This window comes from Modestobacter sp. VKM Ac-2979 (assembly GCF_026967995.1).
Lineage (GTDB): Bacteria > Actinomycetota > Actinomycetes > Mycobacteriales > Geodermatophilaceae > Modestobacter.
The window spans coordinates 55,402-75,519 of record NZ_JAPVBO010000009.1 but is presented as its reverse complement, the minus strand read 5'-3'; the positions used below and the strand labels follow the sequence as shown (position 1 = coordinate 75,519).

At 74.0% G+C, this 20,118-nt stretch carries 17 protein-coding genes; 9 read left to right on the top strand and 8 right to left on the bottom strand.

Annotated features, from left to right (window positions below):
• Positions 1–27: 27 nt before the first annotated feature.
• Entirely contained in the window at positions 28–879 is an 852-nt protein-coding gene (locus tag O2W15_RS22795; protein WP_269181119.1) for a glycosyltransferase family 2 protein, read from the top strand.
• On the top strand, positions 876–1,811 hold the full coding sequence (locus O2W15_RS22790) for a glycosyltransferase family 2 protein (RefSeq protein ID WP_269181118.1): 936 nt from the start codon (positions 876–878) through the stop codon (positions 1,809–1,811). The genes O2W15_RS22795 and O2W15_RS22790 overlap by 4 nt, the downstream gene beginning before the upstream one ends.
• Positions 1,812–1,827: 16 nt before the next feature.
• Here the strand turns inward: O2W15_RS22790 and O2W15_RS22785 are convergent, their stop codons facing one another.
• Both O2W15_RS22785 and O2W15_RS22780 read right to left on the bottom strand, forming a co-directional pair.
• The gene (locus O2W15_RS22785) at positions 1,828–2,436 is read right to left on the bottom strand and encodes a TPM domain-containing protein (protein ID WP_269181117.1); all 609 of its coding nucleotides are present in this window, start codon (positions 2,434–2,436) and stop codon (positions 1,828–1,830) included.
• A 223-nt stretch (positions 2,437–2,659) separates the two neighbouring features.
• Positions 2,660–3,394, bottom strand: a complete 735-nt coding sequence (locus O2W15_RS22780; RefSeq protein ID WP_269181116.1) for a 4'-phosphopantetheinyl transferase family protein — start codon at positions 3,392–3,394, stop codon at positions 2,660–2,662.
• 390 nt (positions 3,395–3,784) lie between these two features.
• On the opposite strand from O2W15_RS22780, the gene O2W15_RS22775 reads away from it, so the two are divergent.
• The 3 genes from O2W15_RS22775 to O2W15_RS22765 are packed head-to-tail and all read left to right on the top strand — an operon-like array spanning position 3,785 to position 9,857.
• On the top strand, positions 3,785–7,792 hold the full coding sequence (locus O2W15_RS22775) for a Pls/PosA family non-ribosomal peptide synthetase (RefSeq protein ID WP_269181115.1): 4,008 nt from the start codon (positions 3,785–3,787) through the stop codon (positions 7,790–7,792).
• Between the two features lie 2 nt (positions 7,793–7,794).
• Entirely contained in the window at positions 7,795–9,147 is a 1,353-nt protein-coding gene (locus O2W15_RS22770; RefSeq protein WP_269181114.1) for a heparan-alpha-glucosaminide N-acetyltransferase domain-containing protein, read from the top strand.
• A 2-nt stretch (positions 9,148–9,149) separates the two neighbouring features.
• A complete protein-coding gene (locus O2W15_RS22765) occupies positions 9,150–9,857 on the top strand; it encodes a BPL-N domain-containing protein (RefSeq protein ID WP_269181113.1) in 708 nt (235 codons plus the stop codon).
• Positions 9,858–9,945: 88 nt separating this feature from the next.
• Here the strand turns inward: O2W15_RS22765 and O2W15_RS22760 are convergent, their stop codons facing one another.
• Positions 9,946–10,992: a hypothetical protein gene (locus tag O2W15_RS22760; protein ID WP_269181112.1), complete on the bottom strand. Its 1,047-nt coding sequence runs from the start codon at positions 10,990–10,992 to the stop codon at positions 9,946–9,948.
• A 371-nt stretch (positions 10,993–11,363) separates the two neighbouring features.
• Between O2W15_RS22760 and O2W15_RS22755 the strand changes: the two genes are divergently transcribed.
• Positions 11,364–12,803, top strand: coding sequence for a M1 family aminopeptidase (locus O2W15_RS22755; protein WP_269181111.1), 1,440 nt, complete (start codon positions 11,364–11,366; stop codon positions 12,801–12,803).
• 13 nt (positions 12,804–12,816) lie between these two features.
• Here the strand turns inward: O2W15_RS22755 and O2W15_RS22750 are convergent, their stop codons facing one another.
• The 4 genes from O2W15_RS22750 to O2W15_RS22735 form a co-directional block, all read right to left on the bottom strand.
• Positions 12,817–13,149 (bottom strand): TraR/DksA family transcriptional regulator, encoded by a 333-nt coding sequence (locus tag O2W15_RS22750; protein ID WP_269181110.1) that lies wholly within the window; start codon positions 13,147–13,149, stop codon positions 12,817–12,819.
• 59 nt (positions 13,150–13,208) lie between these two features.
• Positions 13,209–13,832: a class I SAM-dependent methyltransferase gene (locus O2W15_RS22745; protein WP_269181109.1), complete on the bottom strand. Its 624-nt coding sequence runs from the start codon at positions 13,830–13,832 to the stop codon at positions 13,209–13,211.
• On the bottom strand, positions 13,829–15,103 hold the full coding sequence (locus O2W15_RS22740) for a YibE/F family protein (RefSeq protein ID WP_269181108.1): 1,275 nt from the start codon (positions 15,101–15,103) through the stop codon (positions 13,829–13,831). The genes O2W15_RS22745 and O2W15_RS22740 overlap by 4 nt, the downstream gene beginning before the upstream one ends.
• A 101-nt stretch (positions 15,104–15,204) precedes the next feature.
• Complete coding sequence (locus tag O2W15_RS22735) at positions 15,205–16,329, bottom strand: amidohydrolase (RefSeq protein WP_269181107.1); 1,125 nt, start codon at positions 16,327–16,329, stop codon at positions 15,205–15,207.
• A 53-nt stretch (positions 16,330–16,382) separates the two neighbouring features.
• On the opposite strand from O2W15_RS22735, the gene O2W15_RS22730 reads away from it, so the two are divergent.
• A complete protein-coding gene (locus O2W15_RS22730; protein ID WP_269181106.1) occupies positions 16,383–17,258 on the top strand; it encodes an oxidoreductase in 876 nt (291 codons plus the stop codon).
• On the opposite strand, the gene O2W15_RS22725 is transcribed toward O2W15_RS22730, so the two are convergent.
• Positions 17,233–18,396, bottom strand: a complete 1,164-nt coding sequence (locus tag O2W15_RS22725; RefSeq protein ID WP_269181105.1) for an MFS transporter — start codon at positions 18,394–18,396, stop codon at positions 17,233–17,235. The genes O2W15_RS22730 and O2W15_RS22725 overlap by 26 nt on opposite strands.
• A 24-nt stretch (positions 18,397–18,420) precedes the next feature.
• On the opposite strand from O2W15_RS22725, the gene O2W15_RS22720 reads away from it, so the two are divergent.
• The gene (locus O2W15_RS22720; RefSeq protein WP_269181104.1) at positions 18,421–19,026 is read left to right on the top strand and encodes a TetR/AcrR family transcriptional regulator; all 606 of its coding nucleotides are present in this window, start codon (positions 18,421–18,423) and stop codon (positions 19,024–19,026) included.
• 84 nt (positions 19,027–19,110) lie between these two features.
• Positions 19,111–20,088: a YihY/virulence factor BrkB family protein gene (locus tag O2W15_RS22715; protein WP_269181103.1), complete on the top strand. Its 978-nt coding sequence runs from the start codon at positions 19,111–19,113 to the stop codon at positions 20,086–20,088.
• The last annotated feature ends 30 nt before the right edge of the window (positions 20,089–20,118 follow it).

The following is a 20,118-nucleotide window of genomic DNA, read 5'->3' as shown; positions in this document are numbered from 1 at the left end:
CTCCGACCCGTCGGGCACGATCACCCGGTGCGCACAGAGCCCGGGACCTCGGCGGTGACCTGCGTGGTGGCCAGCCGCAACCGCCGCGACGACCTGCTGGCCAGCCTGCCCCGACACGAGGCCCCGGTGGTGCTGGTCGACAACGCCTCCACCGACGACACGGTCGCCGCGGTGCGGGCCGCGCACCCGGAGGTCACCGTCGTCCCCCTGGACCGCAACACCGGCGCCGTCGCCCGCACCCTCGGCGTCGCCCGCGCCGGCACGCCGTTCGTCGCCTTCACCGACGACGACTCCTGGTGGGCACCGGGCGACCTGGCCCGCGGCGTGGAGATCATGCGCGCGCACCCGCGGCTGGGGTTGCTGGCCGCCCGGATCCTGGTGGGCTCCGCGGAGCAGCTCGACCCGGTCTGCACCGAGATGGCCGACAGTCCGCTGGGCACCGAGCCCGACCTGCCCGGCCCGTCGCTGCTCGGGTTCGTCGCCTGCGCCGCGCTGGTGCGCACCGAGGCGTTCACCGCGGTCGGCGGCTTCGACCGGGTCGTCCGCTTCCCCGGCGAGGAGGAGCGGCTGGCGCTGGACCTCGCGGCCTCCGGCTGGGGCCTGGCCTACGTCGACGAGGTCACCGTCCACCACCACCCCTCCACCCACCGGGAGCCCAGCACCGCCCGGCAGGCGGGCATCTGGCGCAGCCGCGTGCTCACCGCACTCATGCGCTACCCGCTGCGCGACGTCGCCGGCCAGCTGGTCAGGAGCGCGCGCGCCGGCCGTCCGGGCTGGCGGGGACTCGCCGGGGCGGTCCCCCGGGTCCCGGCCGCCCTGCGCAACCGGCGGGTGCTCCCCCGGCACGTGATGGCCGGGGTCCGGGAGCTGGCGGCATGACGAGCGAGCCGACCGGACCGGTGGCCCCGGACAGCGGCCGGGACCCCCGCGTCGCCGTCGTCGTCATCACCCACGACCGCCGGGACGAGCTGGTGCTGGCGCTGTCCCGGCTGCGGGAGCTGCCCGAGCAGCCGCACGTGGTCGTCGTGGACAACGGCTCGACCGACGGAACCGCCGACGCGGTGCGCACCCAGCACGCCTGGGTCGAGCTGATCGCCAGCCCGGAGAACCTGGGTGCGGTCGGCCGCAACCTGGGCGTGGCCCGGCTGGACACCCCGTACGTCGCCTTCTGCGACGACGACACCTGGTGGGACCCGGGCTCACTGCGCACCGCGGCCGACGCGCTGGACGCCCACCCGCGGCTGGCCGTGGTCACCGCCCGGATCCTGGTCGAGCCCGGCGGTGTCGAGGACCCGATCGTCGCCGAGCTGCGCGACTCCCCCGTGGTCGGCGCCGACTGGCTGCCCGGACCGGCGCTGGGCAGCTTCCTGGCCGGTGCCAGCGTGCTGCGCCGGGAGGCGTTCACCGAGGTCGGCGGCTTCTCCGAGCGCCTGTGGCTGGGCGGCGAGGAAGAGCTGATGGCCGGGGATCTGGCCGCGGCCGGCTGGGAGCTCTGCTACCTGTCCACGATCGCGATCCACCACCAGGCCAGCACCGCCCGCGACCCGCACAAGCGGAGGCAGGACGGCATCCGCAACACGCTGTGGACGACGTGGCTGCGCCGCCCGTTCTGGCCAGCACTGCGACGCACCGTGCACCTGCTGCGCACTGTCCCCCGCGACCGGGTCACCGCCCGGGGGCTGCTCGCCGCGGCCCGCGGCCTGCCCTGGGTGCTGCGCGAGCGGAGGGTGCTGCCCCCGCACGCGGAGGCCCGGTTCGCTGCCCTGGAACACGCTCAGCGCAGCTCCAGCGCGCGCCGCTACGTGAGCTGAGCGACGACCCAGCCGGTCAGCTCGGCTGGGCCGCCGTGGCGTCGGAGTCCCGGCCCGCCGGGGAGCCGCGACGGGAGACGAGGTAGAGCGCGGTCAGCACGCCGGCCAGGACGACCACGACCACTGCCGTCCTCGCCGGTGACCACGACGGCATGGCCGGGTCGACGACGTCGGTGGACTGCAGCCCGTCGGCCAGCGCCACCACCGCACCGGACCAGTCCCCCGCCACGACGGCGGGCTCGACGTCCTCGTCGATCAGGGCCTCGACGGCGTCCGGCTGCAACGTCGACTCCTCCCCGATCCACCACTCGTAGGCGGCCGTGTCCGTCGCGACGGCCAGCAGCACCTCCTCGGCACCGAGGTCGGACCGCATCGCGGTCAGCTCGGCCCAGTCGGCGTCGTCGGTCGCGCCGTCGAAGGAGGGCACGAAGACGGCGGACAGCGCGATGCCGGCCTCCCGGCGGAGCTCGGCCACGGCGCGCTCGGCCGCTCGGGCGTCCGCGCCGAGCACGCCCGCCTCGTCCGTGATCGGTGCGTCGACCGCCACCGGCTGCTCGGCCATCGCGATCCCGGCGGGCAACGACCCGGTGATCAGGACGACCAACAACGCGATGCGCGTGCGCACACACACTTCCTCTGGATCGATGGAACGGACAGCGGGGTGGACGACGGCTCTCGGCGACGTGCGGCCGGAGAGGTCGTTCCCCTGTCGGCGAGCCTGATCGACTGCGGAGTGCGCTGCAGCGAATGGTCGTCCATTTCGCGAACACGCGGAGCGCCCGCGCAATCGAGTCAGCATTCGGTGACCACCAGTGAGCGAAATGTCCTGGTAATGTGCCCGGGCTCACTCAGTGCCCGACGGGTCCTTTCCGGTGCACCGCCGCCAGATCGGTGGATGGACGGACCGCGGGGACGCCTGCCCCCGCGACGGCCACCAGCGCCCGTCGCGTCGGGTCGCACCAGTCGACCAGGCGCAGGCCGCGGTACCGGCTCACCGACCGTCCGGCCCGGTCGTGGCGCTCGACCACCCGGGACAGGTCGATCCGGTGCACCCCGTCCAGCGTCGCCGCCCCGGCCTTCACCAAGCACTCCTTGCGGACCCAGTGGCGGAGGGCGAGCAGGGACGGGTCCGCCGCCGAGCGCAGCTGCCACTGTTCGGCCGGGGTGAGCCCGGGGAACCGGCCGACCACGGACCCGTTCGGCGGGAACGTCTCGACGTCCACCCCGACCGGGTGCCACGACGCAGCCGCCACCACCACGCCGCGACTGTGCGCCCAGCTGACGTGGACGTCCGGGGAGCCCGCGATCGAGGGACGTCCGTGTCCCGCCGTCCCGCAGTCGGCGCACCACTGCTGCACGGCCAGGTCGACCACCGGTCGTCCGCTGAGCGCAGCGGCGCACCGGCGCACCAGCAGGTGCGCGGCGACGTAGGCGGCCCGGTCCGCCGGGTCCCGCAGGGACGCACTGCGCTGCCGTTCGGCGGCTCCGAGCAGGCAGGCGTCGCTGTCTGCGAGGACCTCGGTGGGGGTGGCCACGACGACCAGGGGTCGCCGAGCAGGTGCCCGGCGCAGGCGAGCGAACACCAGTCCCCCTCCCGGCCGACACGTCGGCGCAGCGACGCGTGCTGTGACTGTACGAACACGGTCAATTGCGAAAAGGATTGATCTTCACAGTTGTGTTTAAGGAAGTTGAACGCTCAGGAATTGGTCGAACACGGTGAGTTAACACGGCAGAAATAAATGTGAGTTCACCCGGAATGAGTGGCAGGAGCCTGTGCTTCTCCCTAGCGTCGGACACAATTCCTGATTGTCAACCATGAGAGCGAGTCGATGGCGACGGAGAGCGACAGCCGGGACTTCATCCCAGGCTTCACCACCCCCAGAGACCCGGGAGTCGACTCCACGAGCCGACGCTTCTCCTTCTCCGACAACGTCGCTGGGGCTCCGTCCCGACCGCAGCACGACACGACGCGGATGTCCCAGTTCTTCGAGCGGACCTGCGACGAGCGACCCTCGGCGACGGCACTGGAGTGCGACGGCGAGCGCCTGAGCTACGCCGACCTCGACCAGCGGGCCAACCGGCTCGCCAACCACCTGCTCGGCCTCGGTGTGCGGGCCGGTGTCCGGGTCGGCATCCTGCTGGACCGCTCGGTCAACACCTACGTCGCCCTGCTCGCGGTGACGAAGACCGAGGCGACCTTCGTCCCCATCGACCCGGCGGCCCCGGCAGACCGCGTGCAGTACATCGCCGAGGACTCCGAACTCGGGATGGTGGTCACGACCTCGTCGTTCGCGGCGACCTGCGCCGGGATCCCCTGCCCGCCCGTGTACCTGGACGAGCTGGGTGGCGCCCTCGCAGGTGCCCCGAGCTGGCGCCCCGGCCTGGAGACCGGCGGCGACCCGGTCGCCTACATCATCTACACGTCGGGCTCCAGCGGCCGCCCCAAGGGCGTCGAGATCGCCCAGTCGAGCATCTGCAACTTCATCGGCATCGTGCCCGTCCTGTACGGCGTCGAGCCGACCGACCGGGTCTACCAGGGCATGACGATCGCCTTCGACTTCTCCATCGAGGAGATCTGGCCGACCTGGGCGGTGGGCGCGACCCTCGTCGCCGGGCCCACCGACGGGCGCCGGGTGGGCTCGGGGCTGGCCGACTTCCTGGCCGAGCAGGAGATCACGATGATCTACTGCGTCCCCACCGTGCTGGCCACCCTCGACCGCACGCTCCCGCTGATCCGCACGGTGAACGTCGGCGGCGAGGCCTGCCCGCGCGAGCTCGTCGACCGGTGGGGCCCCGGCCGCCGGATCCTGAACACCTACGGGCCGACGGAGACCACGGTCACCTGCACGATGGCCGAGCTGTACCCCGGCAAGCCGGTGACGATCGGGCGGCCGCTGCCCACCTACCGCGTCACCCTGCTGGACGACGAGCGCCGGCCGGTGGCCAACGGTGAGGTCGGCGAGATCTGCGTCGGCGGCCCCGGGGTGGCTCTCGGGTACGTCAACCGCCCCGACCTGACGGCCGACCGCTTCCTCCCCGACCCGAACGGCTTCCCCGGCGAGCGGCTCTACCGCACCGGCGACCTCGGGCGCTTCCTGCCCGACGGGGAGCTGGAGTACCTCGGCCGCGCCGACAGCGAGGTCAAGGTCCGCGGCCACCGCGTCGACCTCCAGGAGATCGAGGGGATGCTGCTGCAGCACGACCGGGTCACCGCCGCGGTCGTCACGCTGCTGGAGGCGGAGACCGGCGGGGAGCTCGCCGCCTACGTGATCCCCCGCCCTGGGGACGATGCCGAGGGCCTCGTCGCCGAGCTGCACGACCTGGTCCTGGCGCAGCTGCCGCCCTACATGGTCCCGGCCTTCCTCGACGTCGTCGACACCATCCCGATGCTGCCGAGCGGCAAGGCCGACCGGAAGGCGCTGCCGGAGCCCCAGGGCCCGCGCCTGATGCGGGACACCGGGGCCCACGTGCCCCCGGACTCCCCCACCGAGGCGTGGGTGGCCGGGATCTGGGAGGAGGCCTTCGGTCTGCCTGGCGGATCGGTGTCGGTGGAGGCCAACTTCTTCGACGCGCTGGGTGGCCACTCGCTGCTCGCCGCGCGGATCATCTCCACGATGCGCTCCAGCGACCTGGGCGCCGGGCTGTCCATCCTCGAGCTCTACCGGCACCCGACGGTCCGTTCGCTGGCCGCGCACCTGGAGGAGGACGCCCGGGCCGGAGAGGCCGTTGCCGAGCCGCACCTGCGCCGCCCGGTGCAGTCCTCCCGCCGCCGGGTCGCCGCCTTCGGCAGCGCCCAGCTCGCCACCTTCTACGGCATCGTCCTGCTCTTCCTGTTCCCGGCCGCGGTGGTCTACGCAGTGAACGACGGGGAGCCCTCGGTCGCCCTCGTGCTCCAGCTGGCCCTCGCACTGCCGGCGTTCTTCCTCGTCGTCCGCTGGGTGCTGCCGGTCGTCGGCTCCCGGCTGCTCTCCCGTGGCCTGCAGCCCGGTGACCACCCGCTGTGGAGCTGGACCCACCTGCGGGTCTGGACGATCCAGAAGCTGATGGTGATCTCCCCCCTCACGGTCCTGAGCGGATCGCCGTGGGCGGCCACCTACCTGCGCCTGGCCGGCGCACGGATCGACGACGACTGCCACATCGGGACGTCGGAGATCAGCATCCCGGCGATGCTGGACGTGGGCCCCGGGGCGACCCTCGGCTACGGCACCCAGCTGCACGGCCACCGCATCGCCGACGGCGTCCTCTCCCTCGGGGTCGTCTCCGTGGGTGCCGGTGCGACCCTCGGCTCGCAGTCGCTGCTGGAGGCCGGCTCGGCGGTCGAGGACCGCGGCATGCTGCGCGAGCAGTCGCTGCTACCCGCCGGCCAGGTCGTCCCCGCCGGGGCGACCTGGGCCGGGTCACCGGCCCAGGCCTCGACCGAGCCGACCGACCCGGTGCTCGCGCTGATGACCGGCTGCACCGCGGCACCGACCACCTGGTCGCGTCAGCTGCGGACCGGCTTCGCCGCCGGCATCGGGCTCCTGGAGCTGCTGCCCTTCCTCGTGCTGCTGCCGGTGGTGGCGCTGGTCTGGTGGGTGCTGCTCACCTTCGGGCTGGGCGCCGCCATCCTCGCCACCGCGCTGTCGGGGCCGGTCTTCGTGGCGGCCTCCTGCGCGCTCATCCTGGGCTCCCGTCGGCTCGCCCTGACGGAGACGCCGCCGGGGGTGCACCACGTGCGCTCCAAGCTCGGGCTGGAGAAGTGGCTGGGCGACAAGCTCCTCGAGATGAGCCTGATGCTCAACAACAGCATGTACGCGACGCTGTACACCTCCATCTGGCTGCGGGCCATGGGCACCAAGGTCGGTCGTGGCGCCGAGGTCTCCACGATCGCCAACATCGACCCCGACCTGCTCACCCTCGGCGAGGGCAGCTTCGTCGCCGACATGGCCAGCGTCGGCAGCGCCACCTACGCCAACGGGCACGTGGCCTTCCAGGTCACCGAGGTCGGCGCGCGCGCCTTCGTCGGCAACGCCGCCTTCATCCCCTCCGGTTCGCACCTGGGCGAGGGCTCGCTGATCGGCGTGCGCAGCGTGCCGCCGACCACCGGCGTCGAGGCGAACAGTTCCTGGCTGGGCTCCCCGCCGATCAACCTGCCGCGCCGGGAGATGTTCGAGGAGTACACCGAGGCGCAGACCTTCACGCCCAGCCGCCGCCGGGTCCGCGCTCGGTACGCCATCGAGTTCCTGCGGATCGTGCTGCCCAGCTCGATCCTCGCGTTGGCGATGTTCGCCACGCTGTACGGGGTCTCACTGCTCGCGGCGAACCAGAACGCGTTCGTCACCGTGGTGGTGGCACCGCTGATCGCGCTGCTGTCCAGCCTCACCGTCGTGGTGGCGGTGGCCCTGCTCAAGTGGGCCATGGTCGGCCGGTACAAGCCGCGGGTCCGTCCCCTCTGGAGCGGGTTCGTGCGCCGCACCGAGTTCGTCACCGGCATATACGAGGCGGCCGCCGTCCCGGCGCTGCTGACCTGGCTGACCGGCACCCCGTTGCTCGGCCCGCTGCTGCGGCTCTATGGGGCGAAGATCGGGCGGCGGACGCTCATCGACACCACCTACCTCACCGAGTTCGACCTGGTGACCCTGGGCGACGACGTGTCCGTGGGCACCAACGCCTCGCTGCAGACCCACCTGTTCGAGGACCGGGTGATGAAGATGGACCACGTCATCATCCGGGACCGGGCCAGCGTCGGGGACAAGTCCGTGGTCCTCTACGGCTCCACCGTCGAGGAGGACGCCACGATCGCCGACCTCTCCCTGGTCATGAAGGGCGAGGTGCTGCCGGCCGGCACCGCCTGGAGCGGCATCCCCGCCCAGAAGGTCGGCCGCGCCCCGGCCAGCACGCTGCCGGTGCGGGACGACCCGTCCCTCGACAGCCCGGCGGTCGACAACCCGACCACCGAGAGCCGTCAGCTCAGCACCGCGTCGAACAGTCGGGAGGTGTGACCGTGTCCCAGACCAGCACGCACCAGAACATCGTGGCCCCGCTGCCCCCGGAGGTCCCGACGGCGACGGCGGCGGCCCTGCCGCACAGCTGTGCCCCCACGCAGCCGGGTGACGTCGCCGGCACCCCGGCCGAGGGCACCCCCGCGGGTCCGCCGGCCGCGGCGCCCCGGCGCCCGAAGGCGCGCCTGGTCGGGATCGACGCCGCCCGCGGCGTCGCCCTGGTGGGCATGATGTCGGTCCACCTGATCCCCGCGGCCACCGCCGACGGGGACGTGTCGTGGGCCTGGCTGCTGTCCAACGGCAAGGCCTCGGCGTTGTTCGCCCTGCTCGCCGGCGTCGGCATCGCCTTCTCCACCGGTGGGCGCCGGCCGCCGAGTGGCCTGGCCTGGCGGGCCGGCGCGCTGTCGCTGCTGACCCGCGCCGTGATCATCGCGGCGATCGGCCTCGCGCTCGGCTACGTCGTCGGCACGGGCGACGCCGCGGTGATCCTCGCCTACTACGGCGTGCTGTTCGCCCTCGCCATCCCGTTCCTGCGGCTGTCCACCCGCGGCCTGGTGGTGGCGGCCGCCATCGCAGCGACGGTCATGCCGCTGGTCAGCTACGGGCTGCGCAGTGAGATGACGCCGGTCGCCGAGGCCAACCCGACGCTGACCGACCTGGTCACCGACCCGCTGGGGCTGCTGTCGCGGCTCACCCTCACCGGGGTGTTCCCCGCCCTGGTCTGGATCGCCTACCTGCTGGCCGGCATGGCAGTGGGTCGGGCGGTGCTCGCCTCGCGGCGGGTCGTCGGCCAGCTCACCCTGATCGGCCTGGGGCTCGCACTCGCCTCGAGCCTGGTGTCGATGTTGCTGCTGACCGCCGGCGGTCTCGGCAGCCGGCTGCGCGTGGAGGCGCTGCAGACCATGGAGTTCGAGCTCTACCAGGACACGTTGACCTGGGGGCCGTCCGGGGCGACGCCGACCAACAGCCCGTGGTGGCTGGCGGCCATGGCACCGCACAGCGGCAGCCCGCTCGACCTGGCCTTCACCATCGGGGTGGCGCTGGCGGTGCTGGGCGCGTGCCTGTTGCTCGGCCGGGGCCTGCAGCCGCTGCTGCGCCCGCTGGCCGCCGCCGGCAGCATGACGCTGACCCTGTACAGCGCCCACCTGCTGCTGGTCGCCTCGCCGTTGCCCCGCGGAGTCCTCAACCTGATCGTGCAGGTCGCCGTCCTGGTGGCCTTCGCCCTGGTCTGGAACCGGAGCCACCTGCGCGGGCCCCTGGAGGAGCTCGTCTGGCGGGTCACCGACGCCGTGCGCCGGAAGGTGCTCGGGTCATCGCGCGCCCACCGAGTGCCGGCCACCACGACCGGCAGCTGATCGTGTTCGGGCGCGGCGGCGGTGACCGGCGGCTGGCGCTGGTCTACCGGGGCCCGGCCTCCACGGCCGGGTGCCCGGAGGCAGTGGCCGGTGCCTTGACGCGGAGCCGGTGGGACCTCGACGTCCGGTTCGTCGGGCCCAAGGAGCGCCTCGCGCTGGAGCCGACGGTGCTCGCCTCCGCCGTCCTGTACGCCCAGCCCGGCGGCGGCGAGCTGGACAAGGCCTGGCGCAAGCTCCGCCGCCAGGCCCCGGCGGTCCGTGACTACGTCGCCGGTGGGGGCCGCTACCTGGGCTTCTGCCTGGGCGGTTACCTCGCCGGGGAGACCCCCGGTTTCGGGCTCCTGCCCGGGGACACCGACCAGTTCATCGCCTCCCCGGGGGCGTGGCCGACGCACACCGACGACACGGTGGCCACCGTGATCTGGGACGGCCGCCGCCGAGAGGTGTTCTTCCAGGACGGCGCCTGGTTCGACCTCGACCCCACCCGGGGGCCGGCCGAGGTGCTGGCCACCTACGAGAACGGGCTGCCCGCCGCGGTGGTCGCACCCTTCGGAGCCGGTGCGGTCGGCGTCGTGGGGCCGCACCCGGAGGCGACGCCGGACTGGTTCACCGACTGTGGCCTGCCCGTGCCGGCGGACCTGGGGGCCGACCTCACCCAGGACCTCGTCGACCGGGTGATGCAGCTCGGTCAGGTCGCCCCGGCCCGCTGAGCACGACCCAGCACAGCACACAGGCCACCGCAAGGAGCCCGAGCTCCCTGCGGTGGCCTGTGTCGTGCGACGTGGTGGAGCTGCCGGCTCAGCGCTCGTCGAGGAAGGCGGCCACGATGGCGCCGAACTGCCCGGACCGGTTGTGGCCGACCCCGGCGGGGGCGACCAGTCGGGTGTCGAGGCCCTGGGCCGCGTACCACCGCTCCCCGGCCTGCGCACCGTAGGGACCGGACAGCGCGTTGAACCCACCGCCGGCGCCCGTGTCCAGGGCGCCGGTGTCCCAGCGCAGCGCGACCTTCGCCTTCACGTCCGCGGGGATGGTGACCCGACCTGCCGGTGCGCCACCGCCGCCGATCGCGATGACCCCGCCGCCGCCGGACCACAACCCCGGGTGGGCGGGGAAGACGAATCGGGTCGCCGCCTGCGAACCCGACGAGTAGCCGGAGAACCACAGCTCTCCGGCGCCGTACTGGGCCTTCGTCTCGGCGATCAGCGCCGCCAGGTACTTCGCGTACCCAACCGCGTCCCCCTGCTCCCAGCACTGGCAGGAACGGTTCGGGCTGAACGGCGCCACGAGCACCATGTTGCGCGCCTTGGCCACGGCGGCCAGCCCCTTCGCCCCGCCGATCGCGTAGGACTGGGTCGGGTTCTCGACGCCGTACTCGCCGGTGCCGTCGGCGTACACGAGCAGGCCGATCGGCTTCGCGGGGTCGATGCCCTCGGCGAAGACGCGGTAGTCGGCGGTGTACCCGGCGGCGCTGAAGGACGTCGTCCGGTTGGTCAGCGGCGCCGTGGGAGCCGACTTCGTCGGGGTGGTGGCGACCGGGGCAGGGGCCGGAGCCGGGGCGGGTGCCGGAGCGGGAGCCGGGGCCGGGGCCGGGGCGGGTGCCGGGGCCGGAGCCGGGGCCGGGGCGGGGGCCGGAGCCGGGGCGGGTGCCGGAGCCGGGGCCGGGGCGGTCGCCGTGGGCGCCGGCTTCTGCGTGCCCCGACGTGCCCGCTCGGAGTTCCGCGCAGGCTTCTCGGCTCGGGCGGCCTCGACCTGGACCGCGGTCTCCGCCTGCGGCTGGACGTTGCTCACCGGCGACGCGACGGGTGAGTTGTCAGCGACGCTGGTGGCCCCGAACGTGGCGGTCACGCACAGGAAGGCGGCGGCGAGGCCGGTCCGCGCACGCCGGCCGCTGCGGGTGGTGAGGGCGGACAGGAAGCGGCGGCCATGGCCACTCCGGGTGTGACGTCTGGACAAGAAGAGCCCTCTCCGAGCGTCCGCCATCTGGGTGCGGACGGTGTGCGGTGATTACGGAACTGATCGTTACACGCACTTTGTGCATCCGTAAGGTCACGCTCGGTTCACAGTTGACTCGTTCGTCACAGCAGTAACAACCGCCTCGTGAGTGGGGTCTCCCCGTCGCCCGGCACTGCCGAGGACAGCGGGTTGGCCCGAGTTGCGCACAACCGAGAGAATGGGACGAGACGGGAGGATCCCGTCGTCCATCTCGAAGGGCAGTGATGCGCGCGGGTCGTCGTCGGGCCGCGGCCGCCGCGCTCACCGGAGCCCTGCTGCTCGCCGGCTGTTCCACGAGCGACTCCCCCGACCCCGCGCCCCGGCCGCCGTCCACCCCGGACGCCGCGGGCTGGCCCGAGCCCCGCGCCGACCGGCCGGTGGTCGACCTGCGCTTCGACGTCGCCGAGGACCTGGAGACGATCGCCGGTGCGGAACGGGTGGTCTTCACCCCTGATCTCGACACCTGCGTGCTGGTCTTCCGCTCCTGGCCCAACAAGCCGGCCACCGCGCGGGCGGGCAGCGGGCTGACCGTGTCCGAGGTCCGGGTCGACGGCGAACCGGCCGAGGTGCGCGACGTGCCGGCCGGAGCCCCCGAGAGCGCGCCCGCCGGCACGCTGCAGGAGGTGCCGCTGACCGAGTGCGCGGAGCCCGGCGAAGAGATCACCATCGACCTCGAGTTCGAGGTCGAGCTCGGCACCGACGTCAACGAGCGGGTGGGCACCGCCGGCGACGTCGACGTCGCCTGGTTCGCCACCGCCTTCCCGTTGCTCGCCTGGGAGCGCGGGCGGGGATGGGACCGCAGCCCCGCCGTCGCCGTCGCCGGCGAGATGGCGGTGAGCGAGGACTTCGAGCTGGCCTCGCTGGAGGTGGTCGCGGACTCCCGGTACGAGGTGCTGGGCACCGGCCAAGCGGTCGGCACCTCCGACGGCCCGGGCGACACCACGGTCCACGAGTTCACCGCCCCGTCCGTCCGGGACGTCGCGGTGACCGTCGGGGAGCTCGACGTGCAGTCGGCGGAGATCGGCGGCGTCCGGGTGCACGTGGGCCTGGACCAGGGGGTGGAGGAGGCGAGCGCGGCGGAGTGGCTGGCCCGGCTCGAGGAGTCGATGGCCGCCCTCGTCGCGTTGCTCGGCCCCTTCCCCTACGACGACCTCTGGGTCTCGGTGCTGTCCAGCCAGACCAGCGGCATCGAGTTCCCCGGGGCGATCCAGTTCGGCGACACCGACCCGGACTTCCGCCGGGCGCTGGTGACCCACGAACTGGCGCACATGTGGTTCTACGGCCTGGTCGGCAACAACCAGGCCGTGCACCCCTGGCTCGACGAGTCGTTCGCGACCTTCGCGCAGATGGTCGTGCACGGGCAGGGCTCGGCCAGCATGGCCGACCTGCCGGGGTCCCGCCGGCACGGCGTGGGCGAGCCGATCCAGTACTGGGAGCAGTTCCGCCGGCCGAGCGCCACCTACTACGACACCGTCTACACCGTCGGCGGGGCGACCCTGGTCACCGCCCGGGACCGGGTCGGCGCCGAGGCCTTCGACGCCGCGCTGCAGGACTACCTGGGCGCGAACGCCTGGTCGATCGCCACCCCGGACGACGTCCAGGAGGCCTTCGCCGAGCTGCCCGACGTGCTCACCGAGCTGGAGCAGGTCGGCGCGCTCCCCTGACCCGCGGCCCGGGTCAGCGGGCGCAGGCGATGCAGGTGCGGGCCTGCGGGCGGGCAGCCAGCCGCTCCGGGGCGATCGGCTGCCCGCAGTCGGCGCACCGGCCGTAGTCCCCGGTCTCCGCGCGGGCCAGGGCGTCGTCGACGTCGGCCAGCCGACGGCGGGCCTGGTCCAGCAGCGCCGCGACCTGCTGGCGCTCGAAGGCGATGGTCGCGCCCTCCGGGTCGTGCTCGTCGTCGGCGTTGGACGACCGGGACGCGGCGACCACCTCGTCGAACTCCCGGCTCAGCGCGTCGATCTGCGCGAGGGTCTCGGCCCGGGCGCGGGCCAGCTCGTCGGTCACCGTCATCGCGCCATCGTCGCGCACCGTGACCCCGTCAGGACGTGGCCCCGTCAGGACGTGGCCCGTCAGGACGACGTGCGCCGCAGCAGCCGCAGCGAGCCGGTGCCGGGCAGCTCGGTGAACTCCCCCGACCCCAGCACCCGCTGGTAGACCCCGAACGGCGCCTGCCCGCCGTCGGCCGGGTCCGGGAAGACGTCGTGGACGGCCAGCGTGCCGCCGACGGCGAGCTTCGCCACCCAGGCGTCCTGGTCGCGGCGCGCGGACTCCTCGGTGTGGCTGCCGTCCAGGAACAGCAGCGCCAGCGGGGTCGACCACAGCGGTGCCAGCGCCTCCGACCGGGCGACGACGGCGACCACGACGTCCTCCGCGCCGGCGGCGGCGACGGTGCGCCGGAAGCCCGGGAGGGTGTCGATCCGCCCGACCAGCGGGTCGACCAGCGACGGGTCGTGGTACTCCCAGCCGGGCTGGTGCTCCTCCGAGCCGCGGTGGTGGTCGACGGTGACCACCTGCCGGCCGGTTTCCCGGGCGGCGGCGGCCAGGTACAGCGCCGACTTGCCCAGCCAGCTGCCGATCTCCAGCAGCGGCCCGGGCACCCGCACCGCCCGGGCCGCGGCGTAGAGCGCCCGACCCTCGTCCGGCGGCATGAACCCCGGTGCGGCGGCCGCAGCGGCCAGCAGGTCGGTGGTCATCGGGCGGCTCCTCCGCTGCGGTCGGCCGGCAGCTCGGCGGCCATGGGGGTCGCCGACGTCGCCGCGGCCGCGACCAGTGCGCCGATCAGCGTGGTCACCGGGACGGCGAGCACGAGCGCGATCCCGCCGACGAGCGTACGGACGACCTCCTCGCCCACCACCGAGCCGGTCAGCGTCGTCCAGAACGGGCGCTCGTAGATGTCGAACAGCAGCAGCAGCGGCAGCGCGGCGCCGGCGTAGGCGAAGACGATCGTGTAGATCGTCGAGGCGATGTGGTCGCGCCCGATCGCCATGCCGCGCTGGAACAGCTGCACCCAGCCCATCTCCGGCGAGACCTCGTGCAGCTGCCAGACCGCGGACGCCTGGGTGATGGTGACGTCGTTGAGGATGCCCAGCCCGGCCACGACGAGGGCGGCCAGCACGAGGCCGGAGAAGTCCAGGGTCGGGTCGAACTGGAGCAGCTGCACGGCCTCCTCGTTGGCCAGGCCGGTGAGGTGCGCGGCGGCGACGGCGATCGTCCCGAGCACCGCGCTGAGCGCGAGCCCGAACAGGGTGCCCAGCAGCGCCGTCGTCGTCCGGGCGTTGAAGCCGTGCGCCAGGTACAGGACGACGTACATGATCGCCGAGGAGCCGACCAGGCTGACCCAGATCGGTGAGGACCCGGCCAGCAGACCGGGCAGCATGAACTGCAGCAGGATGAAGAACGCGAACACCAGGCCGAGCAGGGCGAGCAGGCCGCGCAACCGGGCCACCGCCCCCACCACGAGGGTGAACGCCAGCGCCAGGGTGATGATCGGGGTGCTGCGCGGGAAGTCCTGGAAGGAGTACGTGACCTGCCCGGTGTCGATGCCGGGGTCGCGGTTGAGCACCAGCTCGTCGCCCACCTCGATGCCCTCGGCCACCACCTCCGAGGACAGCTCGACCTGCACGTAGTCCCCGGAGCTGTCGCCCTCGGCGACGACCAGGACCGCCCGGGCACAGACCTGCGCGGGCGCGTTGCCGGTCGCCGCGGCGCACTCGTAGGTCTCCAGCGAGACGATGGTCGCCTCCGGGTAGGTCGTGCCCGGCGGCTGGAACGACTCCGCCGCCCGCTGCGCCGCGGTCTGCTCGCTGCTGGGCCACAGCACCAGCAGGCCGACCAGCGTGGCGATGCCCACCGGCACGAGCACGAGGAGCATCAGCCGGACGGCGGTGCGGCGACGTGCGACCGCGGCCGGGTCGGGCGGGCGGACCTCGCCCTCGGGTCCGTGGACGTGGGAGTGGGCCGACACCCGGACAGGCTAGGTGGCCGGTCGGCCGATCTCCGGCCGGACGGGCGGACGGCGTCGCACCCGCCCCTCGCCTCCCGGGCGTCCCCCCGCGGCGCCGCAGGTCAGCCGAGCCGGTAGGCCCGCTCGGCGTTGCCGGCGCCGATGAGACCGGCGATCCGGACGGCGTCGGCCGTCGTCCAGGCGTCCTCGGCGACCCCCTCGGCCAGGTACCGGCCCAGCCCGCGGCGGAACAGCAGCGTGCCCAGCAGGTAGAGCTCGGCCAGGCCGAAGGCATCGGAGGAGAACAGCACCTTCCCGAACGGCGCCAGCTCGAGCAGCTCGCGCAGCAGCGCCCCCGACCGGTGCCCGACGTTGTGGGTGGCCAGCCCGACGTCGACGAAGACGTGGCCGAACACCTGGGCGAGGAAACCGGCGTGCCGGTGGAACGGGTAGTTGTGCAGCAGCATCACCGGCACCCCGGCGGGCTCGGTGGCCCGCAGCAGGTCGGTCAGCAGCAGCGGGTCGCAGCGGTGCAGGTCGACGTCGGCGTCGCCGTACCCGACGTGGAACTGCACCGGCATCCCCAGGTCGATGCCGGACCAGATCAGGAACCGGTGCAGCACCGGGTCGGCGATCCGGACCGGGCCGCCCCCGGCCAGCAGCCGGTCGGCGGCCCTGGCGACCTCGGCGTCGTCCGGCCGGGTGCCCTCCAGGGCCAGCCCGACCCGGTAGGCGGCGATCGACTTCACCCCCGCGGCCTCGGCGGTGCGGGCGGCCAGCCGGGTGCGGAGCCGCTCGGGGAAGTCCGCGGCTGCGCCGCCGTCGGCGAGCACCTCCTCGGCGAGCGCCTCCAGCCGCACGATCTCCCGTGCCCGCCCGCCGGCCAGCGCGGCCAGCTCGGCCGGGGAGGTGATCGGCTCGGGCAGGTACCCGGTGTCGACCAGGAACGTGCCGGTGCCGGTCGCCGCGAGCATGCGGCGGTTCACCTCGTCGGCGCCGAGCTCGGCCCGACGGTCGAGGTACTCCTCGGCCGGGGCGTGCGCGGGCAGGTCGAGCACCGGGGGGCACCACCGGCGGACGGCGAGACCGACCTGCGAGTCGAACAGCGAGCCACCGAGCGCGCTCGGCCCGGCCGCCTCGGTCAGCATCGACTCGAACCCGGCCCGGGTCAGGTCCCGGCGCACCAGACCGTGGCAGTGGTGGTCGACCAGCGGCAGGCCGGCGAGGTCGGGGTCCAGGTCGCTCACCGGGCCAGTCTGGACCGCGCGCCGGCCGCGCGCCGCCTGCCTACAGTCGGGGCATGCCCTCCTGGAGCACCGCGGACATCCCCTCCCAGACCGGTCGCACCGTCGTCGTGACCGGCGCGAACAGCGGCCTAGGCCTGGAGACCGCGCGCGCCCTGGCCGTGGCCGGCGCCCGGGTGGTGCTGGCCGTGCGGGACACCGCCCGCGGCACCCAGGCCGCGGCGAACCTGCCGGGTGAGGTGGAGGTGCGCCGGCTCGACCTGGCCGACCTCGCCTCGGTGCGGGAGTTCGCCGCGGGGTGGACCGGCGACCTCGACGTCCTGGTCAACAACGCCGGGATCATGCAGGTGCCGGCCGGGCGCACCACCGACGGCTTCGAGCTGCAGTTCGGCACCAACCACCTCGGTCACTTCGCGCTGACCGACCTGCTGCTGCCGCACCTGACCGACCGGGTGGTCACGGTCTCCTCGATGCTGCACCGGTCCGGGGAGATCGTGCTCGACGACCTGAACTGGGAGCGCCGCACGTACTCGGCCACCGGCGCCTACGGGCAGTCCAAGCTGGCGAACCTGCTGTTCACCCTGGAGCTGCAGCGCCGGCTGACCGCGGCGGGCTCGACGGTGCGCGCCCTCGCGGCACACCCGGGCTGGGCGGCCACCAACCTGCAGGGCCGCACGGGCAACCGGGTGAAGGACGCCGCGATGGCGGTCGCCAACCGCGCGCTGGCCACCAGCGCCCAGCAGGGCGCGCTTCCCACGCTGTTCGCCGCCGTCGCCGACCTGCCGGGTGGGAGCTTCGCCGGGCCGGACGGCACCACCATGCGCGGTGCGCCGACGCTGGCCGGCCGGAGCCCCGCCGCCTCGGACCCGGTGATGGCCGGCCGGCTGTGGACTGCGTCCGTCGAGCTCACCGGCGTCGACTCCCCGACCTGACCACCGCCCGTTCCGCGGCCGGCGCCGCCGCGAGGACCAGGGCCGCGGCCACCACGAACGCCGTCCGGGTGCTCGTCGCGTCCGCGACCGCGCCGAGCACCAGGGCACCGGCCGCCTGTCCCACGGTGAGGCCGATGAACAGCACCGCCGCGGCCTGCGGCGCTGCCGCGGGCAGCCGGTGGCCACCCCAGACGATGAGCACGCCGCTGAGCGCGACGAACGCGGCACCGAATCCGGCCAGCGCGAGTGCCACGACGGCGGGTGACCCGGGCAGGACGGCGAGGGCCAGGGTGGCGGCCGCCGCGGTCCCGGCCGAGCACGCCCAGGCCCGGCGCAGCCCGACCCGCAGCACCAGGTCGCCGCTGAGCCCACCGATCAGGCCGGCACCGCCGAGCACGCACCAGAGCAGCCCGGTGGTGCCGGCGGACAGCCCGCCGGCGACGGTCATCAGGTCCCGCCCGAAGGTCCACACGGCGGCGCAGCCCGCGCCCGCCAGTCCGGCGGCGACCAGCGGCCGGACGAGGTCGCGCAGCGGCGCCTCGGGACGGCTCTCCGGGACGGTGGGCCAGCGGCTGTTCCGGTCGGCCCACGCGGTGACCAGCACGGCCACCAGGGCGAACCCGGCCCACGCCGCCCGCCACGCGTCCGGCACGGCGAGCACCAGCAGCCCGCCGACGACGACGCCGGCCCCGGTGCCGCTGTTGACCAGGGCCTGGGCACGCGGCTGCGCCTCCGGCCGCACGGTCGAGGCCACAGCAGCGACCAGCGCCGGGCTGGCCGCCCCGGCTCCGCTGCCCGCGACGAGCGCCCCGACCGCCAGGGCCGGGACCGACCAGGAGGCAGCCACTAGCAGCGAGCCCAGGGCAGCGGTACCGCCGGCCAGCCACAGCGCCTGTCGCGCCCGGGCGCGCCCGGCCAGTCGCTGGCTGACATGGGCGGCGAGGCAGTACGCCAGGTAGCTGGCCGCCGCGATGGCCCCCGCGGTCCCCGGGGACAACCCGAAGGCGGCGCGGAACTGCGGCAGGTAGAGGCCGAAGCCGTAGCGGGCCAGCCCGTAGGTGACGGCGATGACCGCCAGCCCGGGCACGACCAGGGCGGCCGACCGGTGCTCCGACGGTGACTGTAACGATCGTTTCATCATAACGAGCGTTACAGTAGGCGCATGACCCCACGTTCCGCGACCCGGCCCGCGCGCGATCGGTTGCTCGCCGCCGCCGGCGAGCTCTTCTACGAGTCCGGCATCGCCGCGACCGGGGTCGACGCGGTGCTCGCCCGCGCACAGGTCGCCCCGGCGACGATGTACGCGCACTTCGCCGGCAAGGACGGGCTGGTGGCGGCCTACCTGGAGCAGCGGTACGAGGTGTGGCGCCGGACCTGGGACGAGGTCCTCGCCGAGCGCACCGACCCGGTCGACCGGCTGCTGTCGCTCTTCGACGCCGTGGTCCGGTACCGCGAACGCGAGGGCAGCAGGCGCGGGTGCGGGTTCCTCGCGGCGGCCACCGAGCTACCGGCCGACCACCCGGGCCAGGCGTGGCTGCAGGCGGACTCCCGGCTGCTGACCGACCGGCTGCGGGAGTTCGCCGTCGCCACCGGGCTGGCCGACCCGGACGAGGCCGCCGCCACCGTGCTGCTCTGCTACGACGGCGCACTGGCCCGCTCGGCCCGGGAGTGGACCACCCCGGAGCTCCACGCCGGAGACCCGATCCAGCGAGCCCGCGAGCTCGCCGCCGCCTGGCTCGCGATGCGCGGGCACACCCCGGCTGCCTGAGCCACGCCGCCACCTCGTGGCCGGGGTGCACGCACGGCCGACCTCGCGTGGTGCGCGACCGGGATGCCGTGGTGCACTGCCGCGGTGTCCGTTGTCGAGAAGCTCGACCGGCTGCAGCGCCGGCGCCGCGCGGCTGGGTTCCCCATCGCCGTCATCTACAAGTACGTCGACGACTCCGGCCCCTACCTCGCCGCGCTGATCACCTACTACGCCTTCGTCTCGCTGTTCCCCCTGCTGCTGCTGTTCTCCACCATCCTGAGCAACGTCCTGGTGAACGACCCTGAGCTGCAGCAGCAGCTGCTCGAGTCGGCGGTGAGCCAGTTCCCCGTGGTCGGCCAGCAGATCGGGGAGCCGCGCGGCCTCAGCGGCGGCGTGCTCGGGGTGGTCGTCGGCATCCTGGGCTCGCTGTACGGCGCCCTCGGCGTCGCCCAGGCGATCCAGTACGCGATGAACACCGCCTGGGCGGTGCCGCGCAACAGCCGCCCCAACCCGTTCCTCGCCCGCGGCCTCAGCCTGCTGCTGGTCGCCACCGCCGGGCTCGCCGTCATCGGGACGACGGCGCTGGCCACCTTCACCGCCGGCCACGCCGGCTCGATGGGCGGGGCGTCCCGGATCCTCACCGTCATCGGGTCGGTGGCGATCAACGCCGCCGTCTTCGTCTTCGCCTTCCGGCTGGCCACCGCCCGGCCCCTGACGATCCGCCAGGTGCTCCCGGGGGCGTTCACCGCCGCAGTGCTGTGGCAGCTGCTGCAGACCTTCGGCGTCACCTACGTCAGCCGGGTCATGACCACGGCGAGCGCCACCAACGGCGTCTTCGCCCTGGTGCTCGGCCTGCTCGCGTTCCTGTACCTGGCCGCGGTGGTCGGCGTGCTGTGCGTGGAGATCAACGCGGTGCGGGTCAACCGGCTGTGGCCGCGGGCGCTGCTCACCCCGTTCACCGACGACGTCGACCTCACCGCCGGCGACCGGCGCAGCTACACCGGCATGGCGAAGGCCCAGCGGACCAAGGGCTTCGAGACGGTGCACGTGTCCTTCGACCCACCCGACCGCAGCACGGACTGAGCACAGCACGGACCGAGCGCGACCCGACCG

Excerpts from the sequence above, each read along its gene's own strand:
- O2W15_RS22790 (WP_269181118.1), top strand. The coding sequence starts at position 876 with ATGACGAGCGAGCCGACCGGACCGGTGGCCCCGGACAGCGGCCGGGAC.
- O2W15_RS22775 (WP_269181115.1), top strand. The coding sequence starts at position 3,785 with ATGTCCCAGTTCTTCGAGCGGACCTGCGACGAGCGACCCTCGGCGACG.
- O2W15_RS22755 (WP_269181111.1), top strand. The coding sequence starts at position 11,364 with ATGCGCGCGGGTCGTCGTCGGGCCGCGGCCGCCGCGCTCACCGGAGCC.
- O2W15_RS22750 (WP_269181110.1), bottom strand. The coding sequence starts at position 13,149 with ATGACGGTGACCGACGAGCTGGCCCGCGCCCGGGCCGAGACCCTCGCG.
- O2W15_RS22745 (WP_269181109.1), bottom strand. The coding sequence starts at position 13,832 with ATGACCACCGACCTGCTGGCCGCTGCGGCCGCCGCACCGGGGTTCATG.
- O2W15_RS22730 (WP_269181106.1), top strand. The coding sequence starts at position 16,383 with ATGCCCTCCTGGAGCACCGCGGACATCCCCTCCCAGACCGGTCGCACC.
- O2W15_RS22725 (WP_269181105.1), bottom strand. The coding sequence starts at position 18,396 with ATGAAACGATCGTTACAGTCACCGTCGGAGCACCGGTCGGCCGCCCTG.
- O2W15_RS22720 (WP_269181104.1), top strand. The coding sequence starts at position 18,421 with ATGACCCCACGTTCCGCGACCCGGCCCGCGCGCGATCGGTTGCTCGCC.